21 protein-coding genes are annotated in these 21,380 nt (G+C 62.5%); 16 read left to right on the top strand and 5 right to left on the bottom strand.

Features of this window, described 5'->3' with window-relative positions:
* Positions 1–143: 143 nt before the first annotated feature.
* Entirely contained in the window at positions 144–1,181 is a 1,038-nt protein-coding gene (locus tag VF436_RS05085) for a type IV pilus twitching motility protein PilT (RefSeq protein WP_330902916.1), read from the bottom strand.
* Positions 1,182–1,457: 276 nt separating this feature from the next.
* Here VF436_RS05085 and proC point away from each other — a divergent pair, with 276 nt between their 5' ends.
* The 5 genes from proC to VF436_RS05060 all read left to right on the top strand — a co-directional run bounded on the left by proC (position 1,458) and on the right by VF436_RS05060 (position 5,377).
* Positions 1,458–2,288, top strand: coding sequence for a pyrroline-5-carboxylate reductase (gene proC, locus VF436_RS05080; protein WP_330902915.1), 831 nt, complete (start codon positions 1,458–1,460; stop codon positions 2,286–2,288).
* The gene (locus VF436_RS05075; RefSeq protein ID WP_330902914.1) at positions 2,285–2,872 is read left to right on the top strand and encodes a YggT family protein; all 588 of its coding nucleotides are present in this window, start codon (positions 2,285–2,287) and stop codon (positions 2,870–2,872) included. The genes proC and VF436_RS05075 overlap by 4 nt, the downstream gene beginning before the upstream one ends.
* 39 nt (positions 2,873–2,911) lie before the next feature.
* Positions 2,912–3,514 carry a hypothetical protein gene (locus VF436_RS05070; RefSeq protein WP_330902913.1) on the top strand — a complete coding sequence of 201 codons (603 nt, stop codon included), beginning with the start codon at positions 2,912–2,914 and terminating at the stop codon, positions 3,512–3,514.
* Between the two features lie 201 nt (positions 3,515–3,715).
* Positions 3,716–4,510, top strand: coding sequence for a cobalamin-binding protein (locus VF436_RS05065; protein ID WP_330902912.1), 795 nt, complete (start codon positions 3,716–3,718; stop codon positions 4,508–4,510).
* 24 nt (positions 4,511–4,534) lie between these two features.
* A complete protein-coding gene (locus VF436_RS05060) occupies positions 4,535–5,377 on the top strand; it encodes an SAM-dependent methyltransferase (RefSeq protein WP_330902911.1) in 843 nt (280 codons plus the stop codon).
* 99 nt (positions 5,378–5,476) lie between these two features.
* Here VF436_RS05060 and VF436_RS05055 read toward each other — a convergent pair whose 3' ends face one another.
* Together VF436_RS05055 and pdxH are read right to left on the bottom strand one after the other, a co-directional pair.
* Complete coding sequence (locus VF436_RS05055; protein ID WP_330902910.1) at positions 5,477–5,920, bottom strand: secondary thiamine-phosphate synthase enzyme YjbQ; 444 nt, start codon at positions 5,918–5,920, stop codon at positions 5,477–5,479.
* An 18-nt stretch (positions 5,921–5,938) separates the two neighbouring features.
* Positions 5,939–6,526: a pyridoxamine 5'-phosphate oxidase gene (gene pdxH / locus VF436_RS05050; RefSeq protein WP_330902909.1), complete on the bottom strand. Its 588-nt coding sequence runs from the start codon at positions 6,524–6,526 to the stop codon at positions 5,939–5,941.
* 58 nt (positions 6,527–6,584) lie between these two features.
* Between pdxH and VF436_RS05045 the strand changes: the two genes are divergently transcribed.
* Both VF436_RS05045 and VF436_RS05040 read left to right on the top strand, forming a co-directional pair.
* A complete protein-coding gene (locus VF436_RS05045) occupies positions 6,585–7,415 on the top strand; it encodes a kinase (protein ID WP_330902908.1) in 831 nt (276 codons plus the stop codon).
* Positions 7,416–7,430: 15 nt separating this feature from the next.
* Entirely contained in the window at positions 7,431–9,170 is a 1,740-nt protein-coding gene (locus tag VF436_RS05040; protein ID WP_330902907.1) for a DUF6311 domain-containing protein, read from the top strand.
* On the opposite strand, the gene VF436_RS05035 is transcribed toward VF436_RS05040, so the two are convergent.
* Positions 9,134–9,478 (bottom strand): YbjQ family protein, encoded by a 345-nt coding sequence (locus VF436_RS05035; RefSeq protein ID WP_330902906.1) that lies wholly within the window; start codon positions 9,476–9,478, stop codon positions 9,134–9,136. The genes VF436_RS05040 and VF436_RS05035 overlap by 37 nt on opposite strands.
* A 210-nt stretch (positions 9,479–9,688) precedes the next feature.
* The gene (locus VF436_RS05030; protein WP_330902905.1) at positions 9,689–10,525 is read right to left on the bottom strand and encodes an SDR family oxidoreductase; all 837 of its coding nucleotides are present in this window, start codon (positions 10,523–10,525) and stop codon (positions 9,689–9,691) included.
* A 2-nt stretch (positions 10,526–10,527) separates the two neighbouring features.
* Between VF436_RS05030 and VF436_RS05025 the strand changes: the two genes are divergently transcribed.
* The 9 genes from VF436_RS05025 to VF436_RS04985 all read left to right on the top strand — a co-directional run.
* Positions 10,528–11,088, top strand: a complete 561-nt coding sequence (locus VF436_RS05025) for a shikimate kinase (protein ID WP_330902904.1) — start codon at positions 10,528–10,530, stop codon at positions 11,086–11,088.
* A gap of 1 nt (position 11,089) precedes the next feature.
* Positions 11,090–12,196 carry a 3-dehydroquinate synthase gene (aroB, locus tag VF436_RS05020; protein WP_330902903.1) on the top strand — a complete coding sequence of 369 codons (1,107 nt, stop codon included), beginning with the start codon at positions 11,090–11,092 and terminating at the stop codon, positions 12,194–12,196.
* A gap of 74 nt (positions 12,197–12,270) precedes the next feature.
* A complete protein-coding gene (locus VF436_RS05015; protein WP_330902902.1) occupies positions 12,271–12,531 on the top strand; it encodes a WGR domain-containing protein in 261 nt (86 codons plus the stop codon).
* Complete coding sequence (hemE, locus tag VF436_RS05010) at positions 12,531–13,601, top strand: uroporphyrinogen decarboxylase (RefSeq protein ID WP_330902931.1); 1,071 nt, start codon at positions 12,531–12,533, stop codon at positions 13,599–13,601. Before VF436_RS05015 ends, hemE begins: the two co-directional genes overlap by 1 nt.
* A 62-nt stretch (positions 13,602–13,663) precedes the next feature.
* A complete protein-coding gene (locus VF436_RS05005) occupies positions 13,664–14,410 on the top strand; it encodes a hypothetical protein (protein ID WP_330902901.1) in 747 nt (248 codons plus the stop codon).
* Positions 14,411–14,440: 30 nt separating this feature from the next.
* Positions 14,441–14,563, top strand: coding sequence for a hypothetical protein (locus VF436_RS05000; protein ID WP_330902900.1), 123 nt, complete (start codon positions 14,441–14,443; stop codon positions 14,561–14,563).
* Between the two features lie 901 nt (positions 14,564–15,464).
* Positions 15,465–18,101 carry a TonB-dependent receptor gene (locus VF436_RS04995; protein WP_330902899.1) on the top strand — a complete coding sequence of 879 codons (2,637 nt, stop codon included), beginning with the start codon at positions 15,465–15,467 and terminating at the stop codon, positions 18,099–18,101.
* A gap of 142 nt (positions 18,102–18,243) precedes the next feature.
* The gene (locus VF436_RS04990; protein WP_330902897.1) at positions 18,244–20,886 is read left to right on the top strand and encodes a beta-mannosidase; all 2,643 of its coding nucleotides are present in this window, start codon (positions 18,244–18,246) and stop codon (positions 20,884–20,886) included.
* Positions 20,883–21,380 (top strand): glycoside hydrolase family 125 protein (locus tag VF436_RS04985; RefSeq protein WP_414649812.1); only part of this gene is annotated, 498 nt, incomplete at its 3' end. The genes VF436_RS04990 and VF436_RS04985, both read left to right, overlap by 4 nt.

Here is a 21,380-nt window from a genome sequence, read left to right as displayed (position 1 = left end):
GCCATCAGGACCGGGAACCGGAAAGAGTATCAACTCCACGGTTTCCACGGCTACCTGCCTGCCCTTCCCATTGAATAAACAATAGTCACCACGCTCGCCTTGCCAAGCCGAGTTCCCGGTCCGCTGCGCTGAGTGCCGTGACATCACCGGAACTGTTCCTTGGCCCTGGCGTATTCGGCAGCCTGCTGGCGGGTGATCAGGCCACGCTTGACCAGGTCGAGCAGGTTCTGGTCCAGGGTCTGCATGCCGTGCTGCTGGCCGGTCTGGATGGCCGAATACATCTGGGCGACCTTGTCTTCGCGGATCAGGTTGCGGATCGCCGGGATGCCGACCATGACCTCGTGCGCGGCGATACGTCCGCCGCCCACTTTCTTCAGCAGGGTCTGCGAGATGACCGCGCGAAGCGATTCGGACAGCATCGAGCGCACCATCGGCTTTTCACCGGCGGGGAAGACGTCGATGATGCGGTCGATGGTCTTGGCCGCCGAACTGGTATGCAGGGTGCCGAACACGAGGTGTCCGGTTTCCGCGGCCGTCAGCGCCAGGCGAATGGTTTCCAGGTCGCGCAACTCGCCGACCAGGATGTAATCCGGATCTTCTCGCAATGCCGAGCGCAAGGCCTCGTTGAAGCCATGGGTATCGCGGTGGACTTCACGCTGGTTGACCAGGCACTTCTGCGAGGTATGCACGAATTCGATCGGATCCTCGACGGTGAGGATATGGCCGTATTCGTTCTTGTTGATGTGATCGACCATCGCCGCCAGCGTGGTCGACTTGCCCGAGCCGGTGGGGCCGGTCACCAGGATCAGGCCCTGGGGCTGCTCGATCAGCTCGCGGAAGATGCGCGGCGCGCCGAGATCTTCCAGGGTCAACACTTCGGACGGAATGGTACGGAACACCGCACCGGAACCGCGATTCTGGTTGAACGCATTGACGCGGAAGCGGGCCAGGCCGGGAATCTCGAACGAGAAGTCGCACTCGAAGAATTCTTCGTAGTCGCGGCGCTGCTTGTCCGACATGATGTCGTAGATCAGCGAATGGACCTGCTTGTGCTCCAACGCCGGGATGTTGATGCGGCGCACGTCGCCATCGACGCGAATCATCGGCGGCAGGCCGGCGGACAGGTGCAAGTCCGATGCCTTGTTCTTCACCGAGAAGGCAAGCAGTTCGGCGATATCCATCAATTCCCCCTGAAGACCTTTTGACTGAACACTACTTATCGTTGGCCTGGGAGGCGGCAAGCCGACCCGGCTGCGTTCGAACGCGCCAGCGCCGCAGCCCCCATGCAGCGAGTCGATACTACTCGCCGTGGCGGGCAGCCCACCAGCCTTTGCATCCGATCCATGCCCAAAGTGCGAACGTGGTAGGTGAAAATGGGAGCATCCGGGCGATGACCGCAGGTGACCGCGGCCTCGGCCGGTGCGCTAAGGTAAGACCTGAACAAGCAAGGACATGGCATGACACGTATTGCATTCATCGGTGGCGGCAACATGGCACGCAGCCTGATCGGCGGCCTGCTCAAGACCGGCATACCGGCATCGACCCTCTGCGTGGCCGAGCCGCGCGCCGAGGCCCGGCAGGAGCTGGGCCGCGAATTCGGCATTGCCTGCTACGGCGAAAGCCGCCTGGCAGCCGCCGATGCCGAGGTGGTGCTGCTGGCGATCAAGCCGCAGATCATGCCCACCCTGCAAGCGGAGCTTGCCGATACCTTGCAGCGCCAGCGCCCCTTGCTGATCTCCATCGCCGCGGGTGTCCGCGTGGACCAGCTGGAGCGCTGGTTCGGCCATGGCCTGCCGATCGTGCGCTGCATGCCCAACACCCCGGCACTGATCGGCGCGGGCGCTACCGGACTTTACGCCAACCACCGGGTGAGCCCGGCCCAGCGCGCCCAGGCCCAACACATGCTCGATGCGGTCGGCCAGACGCGCTGGATCGACGACGAAACGCTGATGGACACCGTGACGGCCGTGTCCGGCTCCGGTCCAGCCTATTTCTTCGCCATGGTTGAAGCGCTCGAGGATGCTGCCGTGGCGCAGGGCATGGCGCGCGAAACCGCCCGGGCGCTCGCGGCGCAAACCTGTCTTGGCGCCGGCCGCATGATGGTCGAGAGCGGCGAAGATCCAGGTGTCCTGCGCCAGCAGGTTACCTCTCCCAACGGCACGACGCAGGCGGCACTGGAAAGCTTTGCCGTCGACCAGTTGCCGCGCGTAGTGGCCCGCGCCATCGCTGCGGCCACCCGCCGCGGCGAAGCGATGGCGGCCGCACTGGACCAGGAGACCGGCGCATGAACTACATGCTGAATGCATTCTCGTTCCTGCTGGAGCTTGTCTTCAGCGCCGCGGTCACTCTCGTGGTACTGCGTTTGCTCGCGGAGGCCTGTCGGGCGGAATTCAACAATCCGCTGAGCCAGTTCATCTACCGGTTTACCAACCCTGTTCTTTCGCCGATCCGCCGGGTATTGCCCAACTGGCGCCGCATCAACCTCGCCGCCGTGCTGGTGGCCCTGGTGCTGATGCTGCTCAAGCGCTTGTTGGTGTTCGTCTTGTTCGGGCGCATGCCGGGCTTTGCCGGCCTGTTGCTGCTGGCCGTGGCCGATCTGCTCGATTTCATTCTGGTGTTCTATCTGGTGCTGATCTTCGTCTGGTCCCTGCTGAGCCTGTTCCAGGTCGATCGCCGACAGCCGGTGCTGCGCCTGATGAGCAGCCTGGTCGAGCCGGTGCTGCGGCCAGTACGTGGCAAGCTGGTGGTCGGTGGCGCGCTGGACTTCGGACCCTGGGTGGTAATGATCGTTCTGGTGCTGCTGCGGCTACTGGTAGTTGCACCGCTAACCGGCTACGGTATGCAGCTGGCCGTGGGGCTCCCCTCCGGCTGACAAGAACGGCAATCGTTTTCTTCTCAGGGGCTTTTTTCGATGTTCACCATGGCATGGATGGTGTTCGCGGGCATGCTTGCGGCTACGCCTGCGACCGATGGTTCCATAGATGCATCCCAGGTCGTTATCGACGGCAAACTGCAAACCTCCGACGGCACCGAGCGCGACGCACGGCTGGCCATCGGTTGTGCGACAGGGCGCGCCGGTGTGGCGATGCAGTTGCAGTTGCTCAGTACGTCGCGACTCAATTTCGATCTCAACGGCTTCGAAGGCCCCGCGTCGTTGGGGGCCAAGCGTCCCACGGCACACATCTCGGCCGGTTCGGTGCAAGCCCCGCCCCTGGTGTCCATTGGCGTCTACGGCAGCCGTGGCAGCGCGCCTTATGCATTCACCGTATCGCAGGCCGCGCCCGAGACTGCGCCTCCCGCGACGGGCAAGAAGGGCAAGCGCGCCAGCAAACCAAGCTCACGCGCGCCGGCGGTGACGCTGTGGCGGGTGGCCCAGGCACTGAGCACACCGGGCACCGAACTGAACTGGGTCCAGGATGCCGCGATCAGCACCGAGAAACCGCTGACGGCGCATTTCGCTCCGGAGAGCTGGCAGGCACAGCAGATCGCCGCGCAGTTGCAGTCCTGCCACTGATCTTGCCGGTGGCAGGGATCGGGTAGCACGAGTCCCGATCCGTCCGACTGACAAGGATAGGCGCGACGGGGATTGGCATGCCCCCCGCGCGCCGGCCACGCCCATGCATTCTCGTACGGGCTGTCGCCGGAGCCTCTCGGGTTCCCTTCCGATGGCGCATCAGCGGACAATCGGGTTTCCACCTCCCTGCATGCGTGTTCCATGGGCCCTGAACGAATTGTCTGCCTGACCGAAGAGCCCACCGAGACGCTTTACCTGCTCGGTGAGCAGGATCGTATCGTCGGCATCAGCGGATTCACCGTTCGACCGGCCCAGGCGCGTCGTGAGAAACCCAAGGTCAGCGCCTTCACCAGCGCCAAGCTGGAAAAGATTCTCGACCTGAAGCCGGACCTGGCCATCGGCTTTTCCGATATCCAGGCCGATATCGCCCAGGCCCTGATCAAGGCCGGCGTCGAAGTGTGGATCGCCAACCATCGCAGCGTGGAGGGCATCCTCGATTATGTACGGCGCCTGGGCGCTCTGGTCGGTGCGCCTGAACGTGCCCGGCAATTGGCCGGTGAGCTTGGCCAGCGGCTGGACGACGCGCAACGACGCGCGGTAACGCTCAAGCGACGCCCGAAGGTGTATTTCGAGGAATGGGACGAGCCGTTGATCACCGGCATTCGCTGGGTTGCCGAGCTGATCGGCATCGCGGGCGGCGACGATATCTTTCCGGCACAAGCGAAGGAGCCGTTGGCCAGGCAGCGCATCCTTGCCAGTGCCCACGAGGTGATCCCGCTGGCACCCGATATCATTCTCGGCTCCTGGTGCGGCAAGCGGTTCCGCCCGGAACAGGTGATGGCCCGTCCCGGCTGGGATGCCATCCCGGCCGTGCGCCATGGTGAGGTCCACGAAATAAAGTCGCCGATCATCCTGCAACCCGGCCCCGCCGCCCTCACCGACGGCCTGGACGCGCTGCAACAGGTGATTCACCGCTGGGCACAACGGCACGCCTGACGCGCCCGCACGAAGGAACGGTTCTTGTCGCACTACAACGGTCCACTGCTTACTCGTCCCACGTGGGAATCCCTGCTCAAGACACGCGACGCCGGTGCCGGGGATTGGTCCGGTTCGCTGGATCTGTCACGCAGCCAGGGAACCGCCACCCTGCTTGCCGACGGCTGGGAATGGCGCGGCCAGGTCTATCCGTATCCCGGCAAGATCAAGGACCGCACCATCTATTACTGGGACGGCGAGGATTTCGAGCCTGTCTCGCGTTTCACGCATGCGCTGATCAAGCTGGTACCCACCGAGTGGGACGTGCCCACCTTCGAGATCGACGGCATCAAGATGCTGCCCTCGCAGAAGGAATCGCCGATGGAAGACGCGCGCCGCAAGGTGGCGCTGATCGAGCCACGCGGCAAGACGGTGCTCGATATCTGCGGTGGACTGGGCTACTTCGCCGCCTGCTGCCTGGAAGCCGGCGTGGCACACGTGCACTCGTTCGAAAAGAATCCGGACGTGCTGTGGCTGCGCACGATCAACGCCTGGTCGCCTGATCCGGGCGATCCCGCGCATGGCGGGCGCCTGACCCTTACGCATGCCGATGCGACCGAAGCCATCACGGGCGTCGCCGACGCCTCCATCGACGCCCTGCTGCACGATCCTCCACGCTTCGGCATCGCCGGCGAACTCTATTCATTGGCGTTCTACCAGCAACTGGCCCGCGTGCTTCGCCGCGGTGGCCGCCTGTTTCACTACACGGGCAGCCCGAACAAGCTCACCAGCGATCGCGACGTGCCCAACGAAGTAGCCCGACGCCTGGAGAAAGCCGGGTTCAAGGCGAAACTGGCGCTGGACGGCGTGCTTGCATCCAGGCAGTAAGGTTCCACCAGCGCTCGAGCTTGGCCTCCTCACAACCCGTGTTCCGTCCCTCACCGCCACGGACTGGAAAGAAAACGGCGCCGCCACCACGCCGCGCCATCAATGCCCCAATACCGTCACCAGCACCCGGCGTTGATGAGCTTCGTGGCGATGCTCCCACAGGAAGATGCCCTGCCAGGTGCCCAGGGCGAGCTTGCCGCCATGCACCGGCACGGTAAGCGTGACGCCCGTCAGGATCGAACGCACGTGGGAGGGCATATCGTCCGGACCTTCGGCATCGTGCCGGAACATCGGATCGCCATCGGGCACGGCGCGGGCAAACCAGCGCTCCAGGTCGTCGCGCACGACGGGGTCGGCATTCTCGCTGATCAGCAGCGAACAACTGGTGTGCTGCACGAAGACATGGGCGATGCCGATCTGCACACCTGACGCGGCAACCACGTCGGCAACCTGATCACTGATCTGGGCAAAGCCCCGCCCACGGCTGTGCACGGTAAAGCCCTGCTGGGCAACGTGTTCGGCGGGGCGGGCGCGACTGGTCATGAGGGAAATCGAGTGACATCAGGGATAGAGAAGCCGATGGGTCCAGGTCTGGCCATGTCGGTCCCAGCGCACGCGCTCGTGCAAGCGGAACTCAGCGCCATACCAGAACTCGACCATGTCCGGCTCCACCAGATACCCGCCCCAGTGTGCAGGCCGCGTCACGTCACGCCCTTCGAATTCCTTCTCATACTGGGCCACTCGTTGCTCGAAGGTGTTGCGATCGGGCAAGGTCTGCGACTGCAACGACGCCCAGGCACCGATCTGGCTGCCGCGCGGGCGCTTGGCGAAATAGGCGTCTGACTCGGCATCCTGCAGCTTGCGGGCGTGCCCTTCCAGGCGGACCTGCACACCTTCGCGTAGCGCCTTCCAGTGCACGCACAGGGCTACCTGGCCGTGAGCTGCAAGCTGGTGGGCCTTATCGCTACCGTAGTTGGTGAAAAAGCGAAAACCACGCTCATCGGCGCCTTTCAGCAGTACGATGCGCGAACTGATGCGGCCGTCGCCGTCGGCGGTTGCCAGGTTCATGGCATTGGGTTCACGCTCGCCCGATGCCTTGGCCTCGTCGAGCAGTTGGAGAAAGGTACCGAGAATTTCTTGGTTCAACATGACGTTATAGGGAATTGAAACTCTTGATTCGTGGCCGTCTCGCGCCATCATGGCGCGCATGAATACCGATGCTAGCATGCAGAATTCGGCTCTGGCCGAACACCTGCTCGACCAGTATGCAGGGCGCATCGCCCGTACCAGACGCCCCTACCTGCTGGGTCTTTCCGGCCTGCAAGGGAGCGGCAAGAGTACCTTGGCCCGGGAAATGAAGGCCCAGGCGGAGTCGCGCGGCTGGGCCACAGAAGTGCTTTCGCTGGACGATTTCTACTACTCGCGCAGCGAGCGCGAGCTGCTGGCCCACCAGATCCACCCGCTCCTCAAGACCCGGGGCGTGCCCGGCACGCATGAAATCGAGCTGCTGCTGTCGGTGCTGGCGGCCCTGCCCCATGCCTCGGACAAGTTGCCGGTCAGTTATCCGCGCTTCGACAAGGGACGCGATACGCGCCTGCCGCCGTCGCGCTGGCCCAAGGTGATGCGTCCGCCCAGGCTGGTGATCCTGGAGGGCTGGGCGCTGGGCATCCGGCCGCAATTGCAAGCCGCTCTGGAGCCGCCGCTCAATTGGCTCGAGCGCGACGAAGACCCCGAATGCATCTGGCGGCATTGGGTCAACAAGCAGTTGCGCGGCTACCAACCGTTATGGCGCAAGCTGGATGCGCTGATCGTGCTACAGGCTCCTGGCTGGGATATCGTGCGGCAATGGCGCAGCCAACAGGAAGAGGAACTCCTTGCGCGGCATGCGCCCCTGGCCATGGATGCTCAGGCGATGGTGCGCTTCCTGGCGCACTACGAACGGCTCAGCAGGCATGCCTTGCAGACGCTGCCAGCCCTCGCCGACAGCATCGTGGAGTACGACAACCAGCGTCATGTCACCGGCATCACGCACAACTAGAGTGAGCCGGCACGGATGCTTCACCCCTTTGATCGCATGCAGGCCTTGCTGAAGAGGCACGCCGGCCTGAGCCGGCTGCTTCCCGTCGTCCTGGCACTGGTTTGCTGCTGGCTGGTCACAGGCGGCAGCATGCTCGCGCCCGGCAACATCCTGTGGTTGCAGCACGCCGACCTGGCCCAGAGCTACCTGGGCTGGGCGTTCTATCGCCACGATCCGTGGACCTTGCCGCCCGGTGCAACGCCCTCTTACGGCCTGGATTTCCATTCCTCGGTCTACTACTCCGACTCCATCCCGCTGCTTGCGATGGCTCTCAAGCCGATCGCCGCATGGTTGCCCGAACCGTTCCAGTATTTCGGCTTGTGGGTGGCGTTGTGCTTCGTCCTGCAAGGCCTCATGGCCTGGCGGCTGGTCGGTATCGCCACGCCCCACCCCCTGGCTCGCGCGGCCGGCTGCCTGTTCTTCCTGCTGGCACCGCCCATGCTGGTTCGCCTGGGCGGCCACATGGCGCTGTTCGGGCAATGGATGATCCTGGCTGCTCTGCTGATCCATCTGCAACCATCGCCACGCCAACGGACACGCTGGACGTTGCTGATGGCCGCGGCGATGGTGGTCCATGCCTATCTGTTCTTCATGGTCGCGGCGATCTGGGCCGCCGACCTGTTCGATCGCACCCTGGATGCGGCGCGCACCCGGCGTGCGAGCTGGCGACCAGTTGGCGGCCTGGTGCTGACGGAGATGGCACAGGTCATCGCCGCGACGGCGGTCGCGGCATGGCTGGCGGGGTTCTTCATGGTACCCGGCAAGGACGGCGGCAGCGACGGGTTTGGCTATTACAAGATGAACCTGCTGGCAGTCTTCGACGGCGCAGGATGGTCCGCCCTCGGCCTGCGTGCGCAGCAGGCACCGGGCGAATACGAAGGCTTCAATTACCTGGGTGCCGGCGGAATCATGCTTTGCCTGATCGCCATCCCTGCATGGTTGCGCACCCGACGCGAACGCACCGATACGCGCAGGCTTTGGCCGCTGGCCGCGATTGCCGCGCTGCTGATCCTGGCTGCCATAACGCCCCATGTCGGGCTGGGCGCACTGCAATGGCAGATGCCGCTACCAGTGTCACTGTGGCAACGGCTGACCCATTTACCGATTCAGTCCACGGGCCGCTTGTTTTGGGTGCCGTACTACGCCCTGCTGACCGGCGCGATCGTCGTACTCGCCCGGGCGCTGCCCTCCCGCGCCTTCGTCACCGTATTGGTGCTATTGGCCGCCTTGCAGCTATGGGATCTGGCGCCAGGTATCAGCAACCTGCGCCAGATGCTGACGGCGCGCGCACAGGCATCCAACCTGCCACCGCTGACGGGCCCGTTCTGGGCCAGCGCAGGCCAGCGTTATCACCGACTTCGATTGTTCCCACCCCGCATTGTCGCGCCAGGCTGGGAGCGGCTGGCCTTCTACGCCAACGATCACGGCATGGGTACGGATGCGATCCAGGTCGCACGCGCAAACTGGAAGCAGTTCAACCGTTCGCGCGACACGCAGGCACGCCTGCTGGCCGACGGCAAACCCGAGCCCGATACGCTCTATGTGCTGGATGCCGGCGTGGCCGATGGCGTGATCCATGCCCTGGGCCCCGACGATGCAGTGTTCGAGCTGGACGGCTTGATCGTCCTGGCACCCGGCTGGGGGCCAACGTTGCCAGCCGGCGCCAGAGACCTCAAGGTTCAGGTGGAAGGCTCTACCCATACCGCCGTGCCGTAAGCCAATACCTCCGTCACCCCTTCGGCAACATCGTTGGCGTCATAACGCATGGCGATCACTGCATTGGCGCCGTGCTCGGCAGCATGCTGCAACATCAGCTCGAAGGCTTCCTCGCGAGCCTTCTCGCAAAGCTCGGTATAGATGGTGATGTTGCCACCGATCAGCGTCTGCAAGGTCGCCCCGAGATTACCGATGACACTGCGCGAACGCACGGTAATGCCGCGTACGATGCCGACCGGGCGCACGATGCGATATCCCGGAATTTCATTACTGGTGCTGACCAGGTGGGGCTGGATGCGCTGAGGCATGAGGCAACTCCTTGGCGTGGATTTGCCAGGCATCCTAATACCACCCGCCCGCTACCGCTTCGGGCCGTGGCAAAGCGATTCGCGACGTGGTGGCGGATCGAGGCTCCGGAGCGACTTCAGTCGCGATGCAATCTGTGATGCAGTCGCAGATTGGGGCTCTAAAAATCTCCAAGCTGCGACCTGAGTCGCTCCTTACAAGCCAGGGGTACGTCAAGGCCGTATCAGCGCCGCATAGCCCTGGCGGGAATCGGGCCATGCCAACCGAAAGCCGCTGGCGCGCAGGCGTGCGTTATCCAGCCGCTTGCTGCCCACGCCGGGCGGCGCAGGGCCCGCCTCCGGCAGTGGGACACCGATCAGGCCCGCAAGATAGTCGTACAACTCGGCCAGTGGCAACGGCGTGTCATCTGCTCCGATGTAGACCGGCGCAACAGGGCCCTGCATCAGCAAGTGCACGATCGCCGAGGCGGCATCGTCGACGTGGATGCGATTGGACCAATGGCCCACCAGGCGGGGAACGCGTGCCCTGCCCTCGCGCAAGCGCTCGATCAATTGCGTGCGGCCAGGCCCATACAGCCCGGCCAGCCGCAAGGCTACGCTCGACACAGGCTGCGCGGCCAGCCAGCGTTCGGCCTCCAGCAACACGCGTCCGTTGAATCCCATGGGCTTGGCTGGCGTGTCCTCGTCCACCCAGCCACCGGCGTGCTCACCGTAGACCGCACTGGAAGAGACGAACAGGATCCGGTGACAGGCATCGTGATCAAGCGACGCCATCAGATGATGCAGGCCATCGATGAAAACCGCCCGGTAACTGGGCTCGTCTCGCGCATCCGGCGCGGGCGAGAACACCACCCGGGTGATCCTTTCAGGCAAGCTCCATGTGCCTGGCTTGGCCAAGTCGCCACGCAACCATTGCCATGGCACCTCTTGCGTGCCCGGATGGCGGCGCAAGGCCCAGACCGACGCACCGGCCGCCGCCAGCCGGTGTGCTACGCGCTGTCCCAGATCGCCGCAGCCGGCGATCAAGACGCGTTCGCTGCTAAAGTCCACGCATGAATCCCTCGTGCAATCTCTTCATCGTTGGTCCGACCGGCGCCGGCAAAACATCGATCGGCCGGCGGCTGGCAGCGCATTATGGTCTGCGCTTCATCGATCTGGACCACGAAATCGAAAGTCATTGCGGAGTCGACGTGGCCACGGTATTCGAAATCGAGGGCGAGGCCGGTTTCCGCCAGCGCGAATCGATGTTGCTGGACGATTGCACCCGGCACGAAGGCATTGTGCTGGCGACTGGTGGCGGCGCGATCCTGGCCGAGACCAATCGTCGATGGCTGCGCGAACGTGGCTACGTGATCTGGCTGCAAGCCAGCGTCGAACAACAGCTCGAACGCCTAGCCCGCGACACCAAGCGTCCCCTCCTGGCGGCAGGCGATCGTCGCGCAAAGCTGGAAGCCATGGCCCAGGTGCGCGGCTCGCTTTACGAGCACAGCGCCGATCTTGCCATCCCCGGCGAACTGGAGGGCGTCCCCGCCGCCAGCGACCGTTGCGTACTGTTGATCGACCAGTCCTGGCAGCGCCTTCCCGCCTCCGTCCTGGTTCACCACGACTCCTGATATGTCCAGCACACTTCGATCCATGAGCAATACACCTTCATCTCGCCACATCGACGTCGTTCTGGGCGATCGCAGCTATACCGTCTCCATTGGTCCCGGGCTGCTGGGCGACGCCGCGCGCTGGCGAGAGGCCTTGCGCGGCAGACACGTGCTGGTGGTCAGCAATACCACGGTTGCACCGCTGTACCTGCAACGTGTGACGCAGGCACTGGAAGGCATGCAGTGGTCCACGTTCCTGCTCGAGGATGGCGAATCCCACAAGACCTTCGCCAACGTCGGCCGCGCATTGGAGGCGCTGGCCCACCTGGGCGCGACCCGCGATGCATGCATCCTGGCGCTGGGCGGTGGCGTGGTCGGCGACCTGGCCGGTTTCACGGCCGCCTGCTGGATGCGTGGCATCGATTTCATCCAGATGCCCACGACGCTGCTGGCCATGGTCGACTCCTCTGTCGGTGGCAAAACCGGCGTCAACCTGCCCGCTGGCAAGAACCTGATCGGCGCCTTCCACCAGCCGCGCTGCGTGATCGCCGATACGGATGTACTGGCCACCTTGTCAGATCGCCAATACAGCGCCGGCCTGGCTGAAGTGATCAAGGGTGCAGCCATCGGCGATACGGATTTCTTTGCATGGCTGGAGGCAAACGCCGATGCCCTGGCGGCTCGCGACACGACCACGCTGATCGAAGCCATCGCGCGCAAGGTCAGCTACAAGGCTGGCGTGGTAGCGCGCGACGAGACCGAGCAAGGCGAACGCGCCCTGCTCAATCTGGGCCACACCTTCGGTCACGCCCTGGAGACGGCAGGCAACTACACCACATTGCTGCATGGCGAAGGCGTGGCGGTAGGCATGGTGCTGGCAGCACGCCTGTCTGAACGCCTGGGCATGAGCCATGCGACCGACACCGAACGCCTGCGCCAACTGCTCGGGCGCGTCGGTTTGCCCACGACCATTCCCGCAGGCATGCAGCCGGATGTCCTGCTCGGCCTGATGCACCTGGATAAGAAGACACTGGCAGGCAAGCTTCGGCTGATTCTTTGGCGGGGCATCGGCCGCGCCGAGATCGTGACGGGGGTAGACGAATCGGCGGTGCTGGCCGTGCTGTACTGACGAGTCCGGCCACTGGCGCCCGACGATCGGCGGACGATACGAGCCGCCACGCAACCAGCTAAACTCCACACCCCATGCGTATCTATATGCAAACCGCGCCCGGCGCCGCCGAGGCCCCGCGCTACGTCCAGATCGTGCTGGAGCAGGACCTGCTCGGCGGCTGGACCCTCTATCGCGAAACCGGCACCCAGGGCGGCCGCGCCACCCTCAAGCGCGACCAGTACCTGGAGCGCGACGAAGCCATTGCCGCGTTCGAGAAGACGCGCGATGCGCAACTCAAGCGTGGTTACCGTGTGATGTTCAGCCAAGGCCAGGATGGCCCATACGGACGATGATGAATCAGGACCTGAAGAACGACCGCTTCCTGCGCGCGCTGCGTCGCGAACCGACCGATACAACGCCCATCTGGGTCATGCGCCAAGCCGGCCGCTATCTGCCTGAATACCGTGCCACGCGTGCGCGCGCCGGCAGCTTCATGGCGCTGGCCCAGCATCCCGAACTGGCCTGCGAAGTCACCTTGCAGCCCCTTGAGCGCTTCGACCTGGATGCGGCCATCCTGTTTTCGGACATCCTCACCGTGCCCGATGCGATGGGACTGGGCCTGTCCTTCGCTGCTGGCGAGGGGCCGCAATTCGCCCGTCCCGTTCGTAACGCAGCCGATATCGATCGGCTGGGCGTGCCGGACATGGAAGGCGAACTGCGCTACGTCACCGATGCGGTACGCCTGATTCGCCGCGAGTTGCAAGGCCGGGTGCCGCTGATCGGCTTTTCGGGCAGTCCCTGGACCCTGGCCTGTTACATGGTCGAAGGCCAGGGATCGCGCGACTTCGCCACACTCAAGGCCATGTGCTGGAACGAACCTGCGCTGGCCCATCGCCTGCTCGACGTGCTGGCACGCTCCGTCGCCCAATACTTGGCTGCGCAGGCTGTCGCTGGGGCGCAGGCGCTGATGATCTTCGATACCTGGGGAGGCCTGCTCGGTCCGGCTCCGTTCCGCGAATTTTCATTGCGTTACATGGCGCAGGTCGTCGACACACTCAAGACCAACGCGCACGCACGAGAACTCCCGGTGATCCTGTTTTCCAAGGGTGCTGGCATGCATCTGCCGACCATGGCCGATACAGGCTGCGCGGCACTGGGGGTGGACTGGACGATCGACCTCGACCAGGCACGTCGCGCGGTCGCTGGCAAGGTTGCCCTGCAAGGCAATCTCGATCCGGCCGTATTGCGTTCCAACCCGGATACCATTCGGCGGGAGACACGCGCGGTGCTGGATAGCTATGGCAACCATCCCGGTCATGTGTTCAACCTCGGACACGGCATCACGCCGGAGGTCGACCCGGAGCACGTCAAAGTGCTGGTCGACGAAGTACACAGCTATGGACGTACGCTACGCATGACCTGACGGAGCGATCCGGCACAGATGCATGGCGACCGTGCATGACACAACGACCGGGGGGGTCGAGCTTGGAACCTACTTCGCCGTATGAGCGGCCAACAACGGCCGTCACCGACGACCATGCAGCGCAACCTTTTCGCAATCCTGGCGGTGCCACGCGTTTCTTGCAGATTTTCCTGGCCCTGCACGCGGTCATGCTGATACTCGCCGCCCTGCCCTGGCTCGGTCCTTACTTCGACAACGCCTTCTCCACTCAGCTCTACGCGATCAGTACCTTTGCGTTGAAGCCCAGCTTCATCGCCGCCCTGTTCAGCGCCAGTCTCGTGCTGTTGCTGGCTTTGTCGTTCTGGTTATGGCTGATCCAAGGTAACCAGCGTGCCTTGCATCGCCGGGCCGCGCATCACGTCGTCGTGCTCATCGTGGCTGGCTTGGGTGCACTGAACGCGGCTATCGTCAACGCCTTGTACAAGCTGAATCCGATCGTGATGGGCCTGGCGCTTTTTTGTACGATCAGCGCCGCATACGTCATCTATTTCCTCTACCACGTGCTGACCGACGATGGCGACCCCGGTTCCATGCGGCTATGGAAGGTGTGGTGTGCCGCGGCCTCCGGCGCGATCGTCGTGCCTGCGTGCCTGCAATGGCGTGCGATTGGCGATCCCTACATGGCGCCGCACTACACAGGCCTGAGCCTGATCAGCTTTTCGCTGATTTCCGGCATCGAGCATGTATGCCTGATCATCGTGGCCGGTACCATCAGCCGCCGACAATGGCGGCTGTATCGCTCAGGCCATATCAAGAACCATGCAGGCTGATGCAAGTCCAAGGAAGGGACGATCGATACCATGAAGCAGCCGCCACGAACGCACCTACTGTTGCGCATGGCCACGCCACTGCGTGTCATCCTGACCGTCGAACCAGTTGGCTTCTGGCTGCGGCGACGTTCCTGCTGGTCGTTCATCGCGTGACACGAGCCATCGCCGGGACACCGCAACGCCCATCGGTCAGCCTGGATATGATCTCCTCATAGCACGTCACATCAGACGTCTCCAGAACGCTTCGGGCATGACCGACAATCTCCCGGCATCATCAGTGGAATGACAGGTCCGTGATGACGTTGCAAATCAACCTTGTATTTCCGCCGATGCGCTGACTGGCGGATCACCACTCCTATTGCGCAGGCATCGTCACTCCTCGCCAGCGTTACGTGTCATCGCGCGCCACGACTCGCTGCCCAGGACGAGCGAGCAACGCTGGTGAGTGCGTCGTACGCCCCACCAATTTCGTCGCGACGCAACATTGCCTGATCGCGGCAGCGGCCCAGCGACCGAACTCGAGCGCGTGGCTCGCAACTCTTTGTCAGTAAGGGCAATCCTCGCAAGCGACTCGCAGTGCCGCGATCGCCCCCCGGCGCAGCAGGGATTGAATCGATCCAAATATGGCGTCCCTTTTATTGCATCGCAAAAAACAGCGAACCGTGTTTTATTCACAAAATCAACACTTTGCAACGTCGCCAAAATTTTTAGATCGAGTGAAATTTTTATTGACAAGGCAAACGGCGCACACCAAGAATGGCCCAACCGATGGCGGCCCGCCTGCTATCGGAGGGGGCACCCGGATGGCCGTGGCACCTCCCTAAGCGCACGTTGGCACGCCCCCACTCGATACGGTGCTTCCAACGTGAGCGAGGGCCAGCCATCTGATAACGCGTGTCGCTCGCTGTAGGCGAAAACCATCGTGACGAACCATCAGCACGCTGCCGATTCGGCGGTGCAGGCGGGTTCATCACAAAAAACGGGACATGCGTCATCCCCAGATCTGTGTCCTTCGAACAACACGCAAGCGCGCGTCTTTTTTAGGGAGGTCCGCGTGATTTATCGTAAGAGCGCTTTATCGTTGGGTATTGCAGCTGCGTTGCTCTTGAGCGGCGCAGCGTTCGCGCAGGACACCGGCACCACTACTGGCCAGACAACTCAACAACCGACCGCCAGCGCACAACCGAAGGCCGACGAGGGCAAGGCTACACAGCTTGAAGGCGTCACCGTCACCGGCATTCGCGCGAGCTTGCAAAAATCGCTGGACCTCAAGCGCAACGCCGATTCCATCGTCGATGCGATCTCCGCCGAAGATGTCGGCAAGTTTCCCGATACCAATGTCGCCGAGTCGCTGTCGCACCTGCCTGGCATCAGCGTGGACCGCAATTTTGGCGAAGGCGACAAAGTCAGCATTCTGGGCACCGATCCGGCCTTGAACCGCCTGTTGTTGAACGGCCAGACGCTGGCCTCGACCAACTGGACCTCCGACCCAAACAACCCTGATAGCCGCTCGTTCAACTATAGCCTGCTGACCTCGGAGATCATCGGCACCGCCGAGGTCTACAAAACTCCCCAGGCTCGAATCGACGAAGGCTCGATCGGCGGCACGGTGATCATCAACACCCGTCGCCCGCTGGACCTGCCGGCCAATACGCTCACGGGTAACGTCAGTTACAGTTACAACGATCGCGCCGACAAGGGCAAGCCGAATGCATCGGTGCTCTATAGCTGGAAGAACAACGACAACACCTTCGGCGTGCTCGGCTCGGTGATGCACGCGGACAAGATCATCTATCGCGAAGGCACCGAAATCTTCGGTTACCAGCGCGTTGGTGATCCCAGCGATACCGACCCCAATCACCAATTTTCGCCTACAGTGGTTCCCCCGGGCACCAAAGGCGTGTATCCCACTGCGATCAATACCGCGCTGTTCCAACAGGAGCGCAAGCGCGATGGCGTATCGACCGGTATCCAATGGGCTCCGAACAAGAATTTCGAGCTGAACTTTACCGGCCTTTTCGTCACCGAGAAATTCAACAACTACAACCAGAGCCGCTACGGCGACTGGTCCGGTAGCGCACCGTATGCCACCGCCCTGAATTTCAATGGCAACGGCTTGGCGACCAGCGGAGCATACGGTCCCAATGCTCCCACCTATCTGGATGGCTATGAACGCTATTCCAAGGTCAATACCGGCTCGGCCCAGCTACGCGCCGATTGGCACGGCGACGGTTGGAATGCATCGAGCCAGATCGGCTACACCGGCTCGACTGGCGGGTCGCAAGGCATCTACAACGTGCAATTCCAGGGCTTTGGCGGCTACAACTGGAATCTTGCGGGCCAACATCCGCAGATCAACTTCAACAGTCCCAACGACCCCACACAGATGCTCGCGCATGGCGCCGGATTCAGCTATGCGCCAGCCTATGACCGCGAACGCTACTTCCAGGCCGATTTCAATCATGACCTGGCCTGGGGTCCGCTCAATGAAATCGAGTTCGGCATCAAATCCAGTAATCACTACAACGGCCAGACCGGCTATGCAGCCAATATTCCCTCGCCCGATGGCAGTGGCGTCACGCTTGCCGACCTGGCTGGCGGTGGCACGCCTGGTGGTTATCTGGACGGGCTCGATGCCACGCCAAGCATGAGCGATTGGACACAGATCAGCCGCGGCGGGCTGAAGAATTACGTGCAATCGCTGTACGACAGCGCGCCCATGGACCCGAAAGCTACCTACGGCATCGCCGAACAGAATCGTGCCTTCTACGTGCAGGGCGATTTCGGTGGCGACCACTACCGCGGCAACCTCGGCGTGCGCTACTTCCATACGCGCGACGTGGTGACTGGCTTCCAGAGCATCGGCAACAACCAATACGCTCCGGTGGACAAGCGCAGCAGCTACAACGATTGGCTACCGTCGTTCAATATCGCCTACGACGTGCGCGACGACTTGACCTTGCGCTTTGCCGCGGCCAAGACCATCGCTCGCCCGCGTTTCCAACAAATGACCCCGTACGTTGCGCTGGATGACCGCACCCTGACCGGCTCGGGTGGCAACACCGACCTCAAGCCCTACAAGTCGACCAACTACGATGCAACTGCCGAGTGGTATTTCAACGAAAATAGCCTGCTCTCCGCAGAATTGTTCTTCCGCCGCATCTCCGGCTACATCCTCAACACCAACGTGCCGCAAACCTACTACAACCTCACCGAGCAGAAGGAATCGGTGTACCAGATGGAGATTCCTGTCAACGCCGGTGTCGCCAAGGTCAAGGGGCTGTCGCTGACCTACCAGGGCAACTTCGGTTACGGCTTCGGCATGCTGGCGAACTACACCTATTCCGATGCTGATACCAGCAACTCCTTCCCGCTGCCATACAACTCGAAGAACTCCTTCAACCTGACGCCCTACTTCGAGCGCGGCCCATGGAGTGCGCGTGTTACCTATAGCTGGCGTTCGAGCTACTTTACGCAGATCGCGCAGCTCCAGTCGGCGCAGATCACAGGCATTTTCCGCGAACTCGATGCCTCGGTCGGCTACCAGATCAACGACCACCTGCGCGTATCGCTCGACGGCACCAACCTGCTGGACGAAACCTACGTCGTCTACAACAACGTGCCTAGCGAGCCACTCAATGCGTACAAAAACGGACGCACCTATACCATCAATCTTGGTTTGAAGTTGTAACCCCTCACCGGGCCCAGGCTTGTCCTGCGTGCCCGGTTTTTTTTCTTGTTTAGTACGCGTCCGAGAAACATCGTCAACTTCGGACCGTTTTCATGCGATAACACGTTTTACCGTTGCTGTGGAGCGCCATGCCTTGTCACCGATGACACGTCTCTCCCTCGGCCTGCTGGCCGCCCTGATGCTCTCCACCGGCGGCAACGCCCTCGCCTCCACGACGACACGTGTGCTCGATAAGGGCTGGCAATTCCGGATGACGCCAGGCTCAAGACAGGCCGCGCAGCGTCCCGGGCAGGACGCCTGGTTGCCGGCCACCGTGCCAGGCAACGCACAGACCGATCTGCTGGCCAATCATAAGATTGGCGATCCGTTCTACCGCGACAACGAAGCCAGCCTGCAATGGATCGGGCTTTCCGACTGGGACTACAAACTGCAGTTCGATGTCGATCAGGCAACGCTGGCGCGCGACCACGTGGAACTGGTGTTCGAAGGCCTGGACACCTTTGCCGACGTGGAGCTCAACGGCAAACCGCTGGTCAGCACCGACAATATGTTCCGGCACTGGCGCGTCGCGGCAAAGAGCCAACTGCATGCCGGCAGCAATATCCTGGTGGTGCACCTGCATTCACCCATCGCGCGGCTGCTGCCCTGGCTCCTCAAACAGCCTTATGCGCTGCCCGGCGAGTTCGATAGCGCCTTCGGCGATGAGCCCAAAGGTAAACAGACGTCCAACTACGTACGCAAGGCCAACTACCAGTACGGCTGGGACTGGGGTCCGCGCTACGTCACGATCGGTATCTGGCAGCCGATCAAGCTGGAGAGCTGGGACACACTGCGATTGGACGACTTTCATATTGCCCAACCGCATGTCGACGCCGACAAAGCGCAGTTGACCGCCGAAGTCCAACTGCAAACCGACAAGGGCGGTGCAGCCAAGGTCAACCTGAGCTGGACGGCTCCGGATGGCACCCGCGGCCAAACCAGCCAGGACGTCACGCTCAAGGCCGGCGACAACGCGCTGTCACTTCCCGTAAGCATCGCGCATCCACAACGCTGGTGGCCCGCCGGCTACGGTGCGCAGAACATGTATCGCTTCCGCGTCGAGATCGCCACGGGCGACACGATCCAGGCCAGCGCCAACCGTGACGCCGGCCTGCGCAGTGTCGAACTGCGCCGTGACAAGGACGCATGGGGTCGCAGCTTTGCCTTTGTGATCAATGACGTGCCGATATTCGCCAAAGGCGCGAACCTGATTCCCTTCGACAGCTTCCCCGAACGGGTGACGCACGCCCGCATGGAACAGATCCTCACCTCCACGCGCGATGCCAACATGAACATGTTGCGCATGTGGGGCGGAGGCTACTATCAGAGCGACGACTTCTACGCGATGGCTGACCGGCTCGGCATCATGATCTGGCAGGATTTCATGTTCGGCGGTGCCATTCCGCCCTATGACGAAGCCTTCCGCAAGAACACCCAGATCGAAGCCACCGAGCAAGTGCTTCGTTTGCGCAATCATCCAAGCATTGTACTGTGGTGCGGCAACAATGAAGTGCAGACGGGCTGGGAAGCGTGGCCGGACCGAGAAACGTTCCGCCAATCCATCTCCGCCGACGAGCGCGCCAAAGTCGAACAAGGCATGAAGGAGTTGTTCGACCATACCTTGCGCGGCGTTGCCCATCGCCTGGCGCCGGACGTGCCTTACTGGGCCAGTTCCCCCAGTACCGACTTCGATGGTCCCGCCAATGTGCTGACTGACGGCGACTATCACTATTGGGACGTATGGTCTGGCTCCAAGCCGATCGAGAATTACCTGGAAACCACGCCGCGATTCCAATCCGAATACGGATTGCAGTCGTTCCCGGTCATGCCGACGATCGAGAGCTTCACCTTGCCGCAAGATCGCTCCCCCAACTCGCCGGTGATGCGTGCGCACCAGAAGTTTGCCAACGGCAATGGTAACGATCGCGCCTTGCTTTATATCCGTGCGCGCTACGGCGAACCGAAGGATTTCGCCTCGTTCGTCTATCTGAGCCAGATCATGCAGGCCGAAGGCATCGAACTGGCCGCCGAACATCTTCGCGCGTCACGCCCGCAGAGCATGGGTTCGCTGTATTGGCAGCTCAACGATGTCTGGCCGGGCCCGTCGTGGTCGAGTATCGACTACTTCGGCCGTTGGAAAGCGCTGCAATACCACGCGCGTCGCTTTTACGCGCCGGTCAGCGTGGTACCGATCCGCCGCAATGGCACGACCGAGGTCTGGGTCGTTTCCGATCGTACAAGCGCGTTCGTGGCCCAGGTGCGCACACGCGTCTATGACATGGATGGCAAGCTGCTGCGCCAGGCCAGCAAGTCGCTCGACGTGGCCGCTTTATCCAGCACGCCCCTGGACAAGCTGACGGATGCGCAATTACTCCATGGTGCCGATCCCAAGCGCACCGTGGTGTCCTTTGAGGTACTCGAGGGCGATAAACCGATGGCGCGCCACCTGCTTTACTTCGGACTGGCCAAGGATCTGACGCTGCCAGCCGACCCTGGATTGACTGCCCAATGGCTGGAGGGCGGTAAGCTGCTGCGCGTGACTACCAAACATCTGGCGCGCGGCATATGGATCGATGTGGGCGATCCCGATGCCCGCCTGTCGGACAATGCATTCGACCTGTTGCCCGGCGAGCATGTCGACATCCAGGTAGACAGTCAGGCGAGCGCGGACGAGCTCCGACGCAACCTGCACCTGACCTCACTGGTGGACGCCGTGACACGCCCAGGCAAGGAGAACTCGCCATGATCACGTCACGCCGTTCCTTGCTGAAATTCATGGCGCTGGCTCCGGCCATCGCCACCGTGAATGGAGGTGCATTCGCCATGCCCACCAAAAGCAGCACATCTTTCACCAGCCGCCGTCCACCCGTGGCCAGGCGCAAGTTCACCAGCGAGGCGGTCGAGCGTGTAATCGCACAGACGAAGGCAAAAATCGCCGATCCCGAGCTAGCTTGGATGTTCGAGAACTGCTATCCCAATACCCTCGACACCACCGTGGACGTGGGCACGCTCGACGGCCACATCGATACCTTCGTAGTGACCGGCGATATCGATGCCATGTGGATGCGCGACTCTTCCGCCCAGGTATGGCCGTATATTCCGCTGGCAAAGGGAGACAAGGCACTTCAGCGTCTTTTTCGCGGGCTGATCAGGCGCCATGTCGTATGCATCGGCATCGATCCCTATGCCAATGCCTTCATGCCCGACCCCAAGGCCAAGAGCAACCTGGACTGGTCGCAA

The sequence above is a fragment of the Dyella sp. genome, assembly GCF_036384435.1.
Classification (GTDB): Bacteria; Pseudomonadota; Gammaproteobacteria; order Xanthomonadales; family Rhodanobacteraceae; genus GSA-30.
Note: the sequence above shows the minus strand (reverse complement) of the source record. Positions and strands in the feature narration are given on the sequence as shown.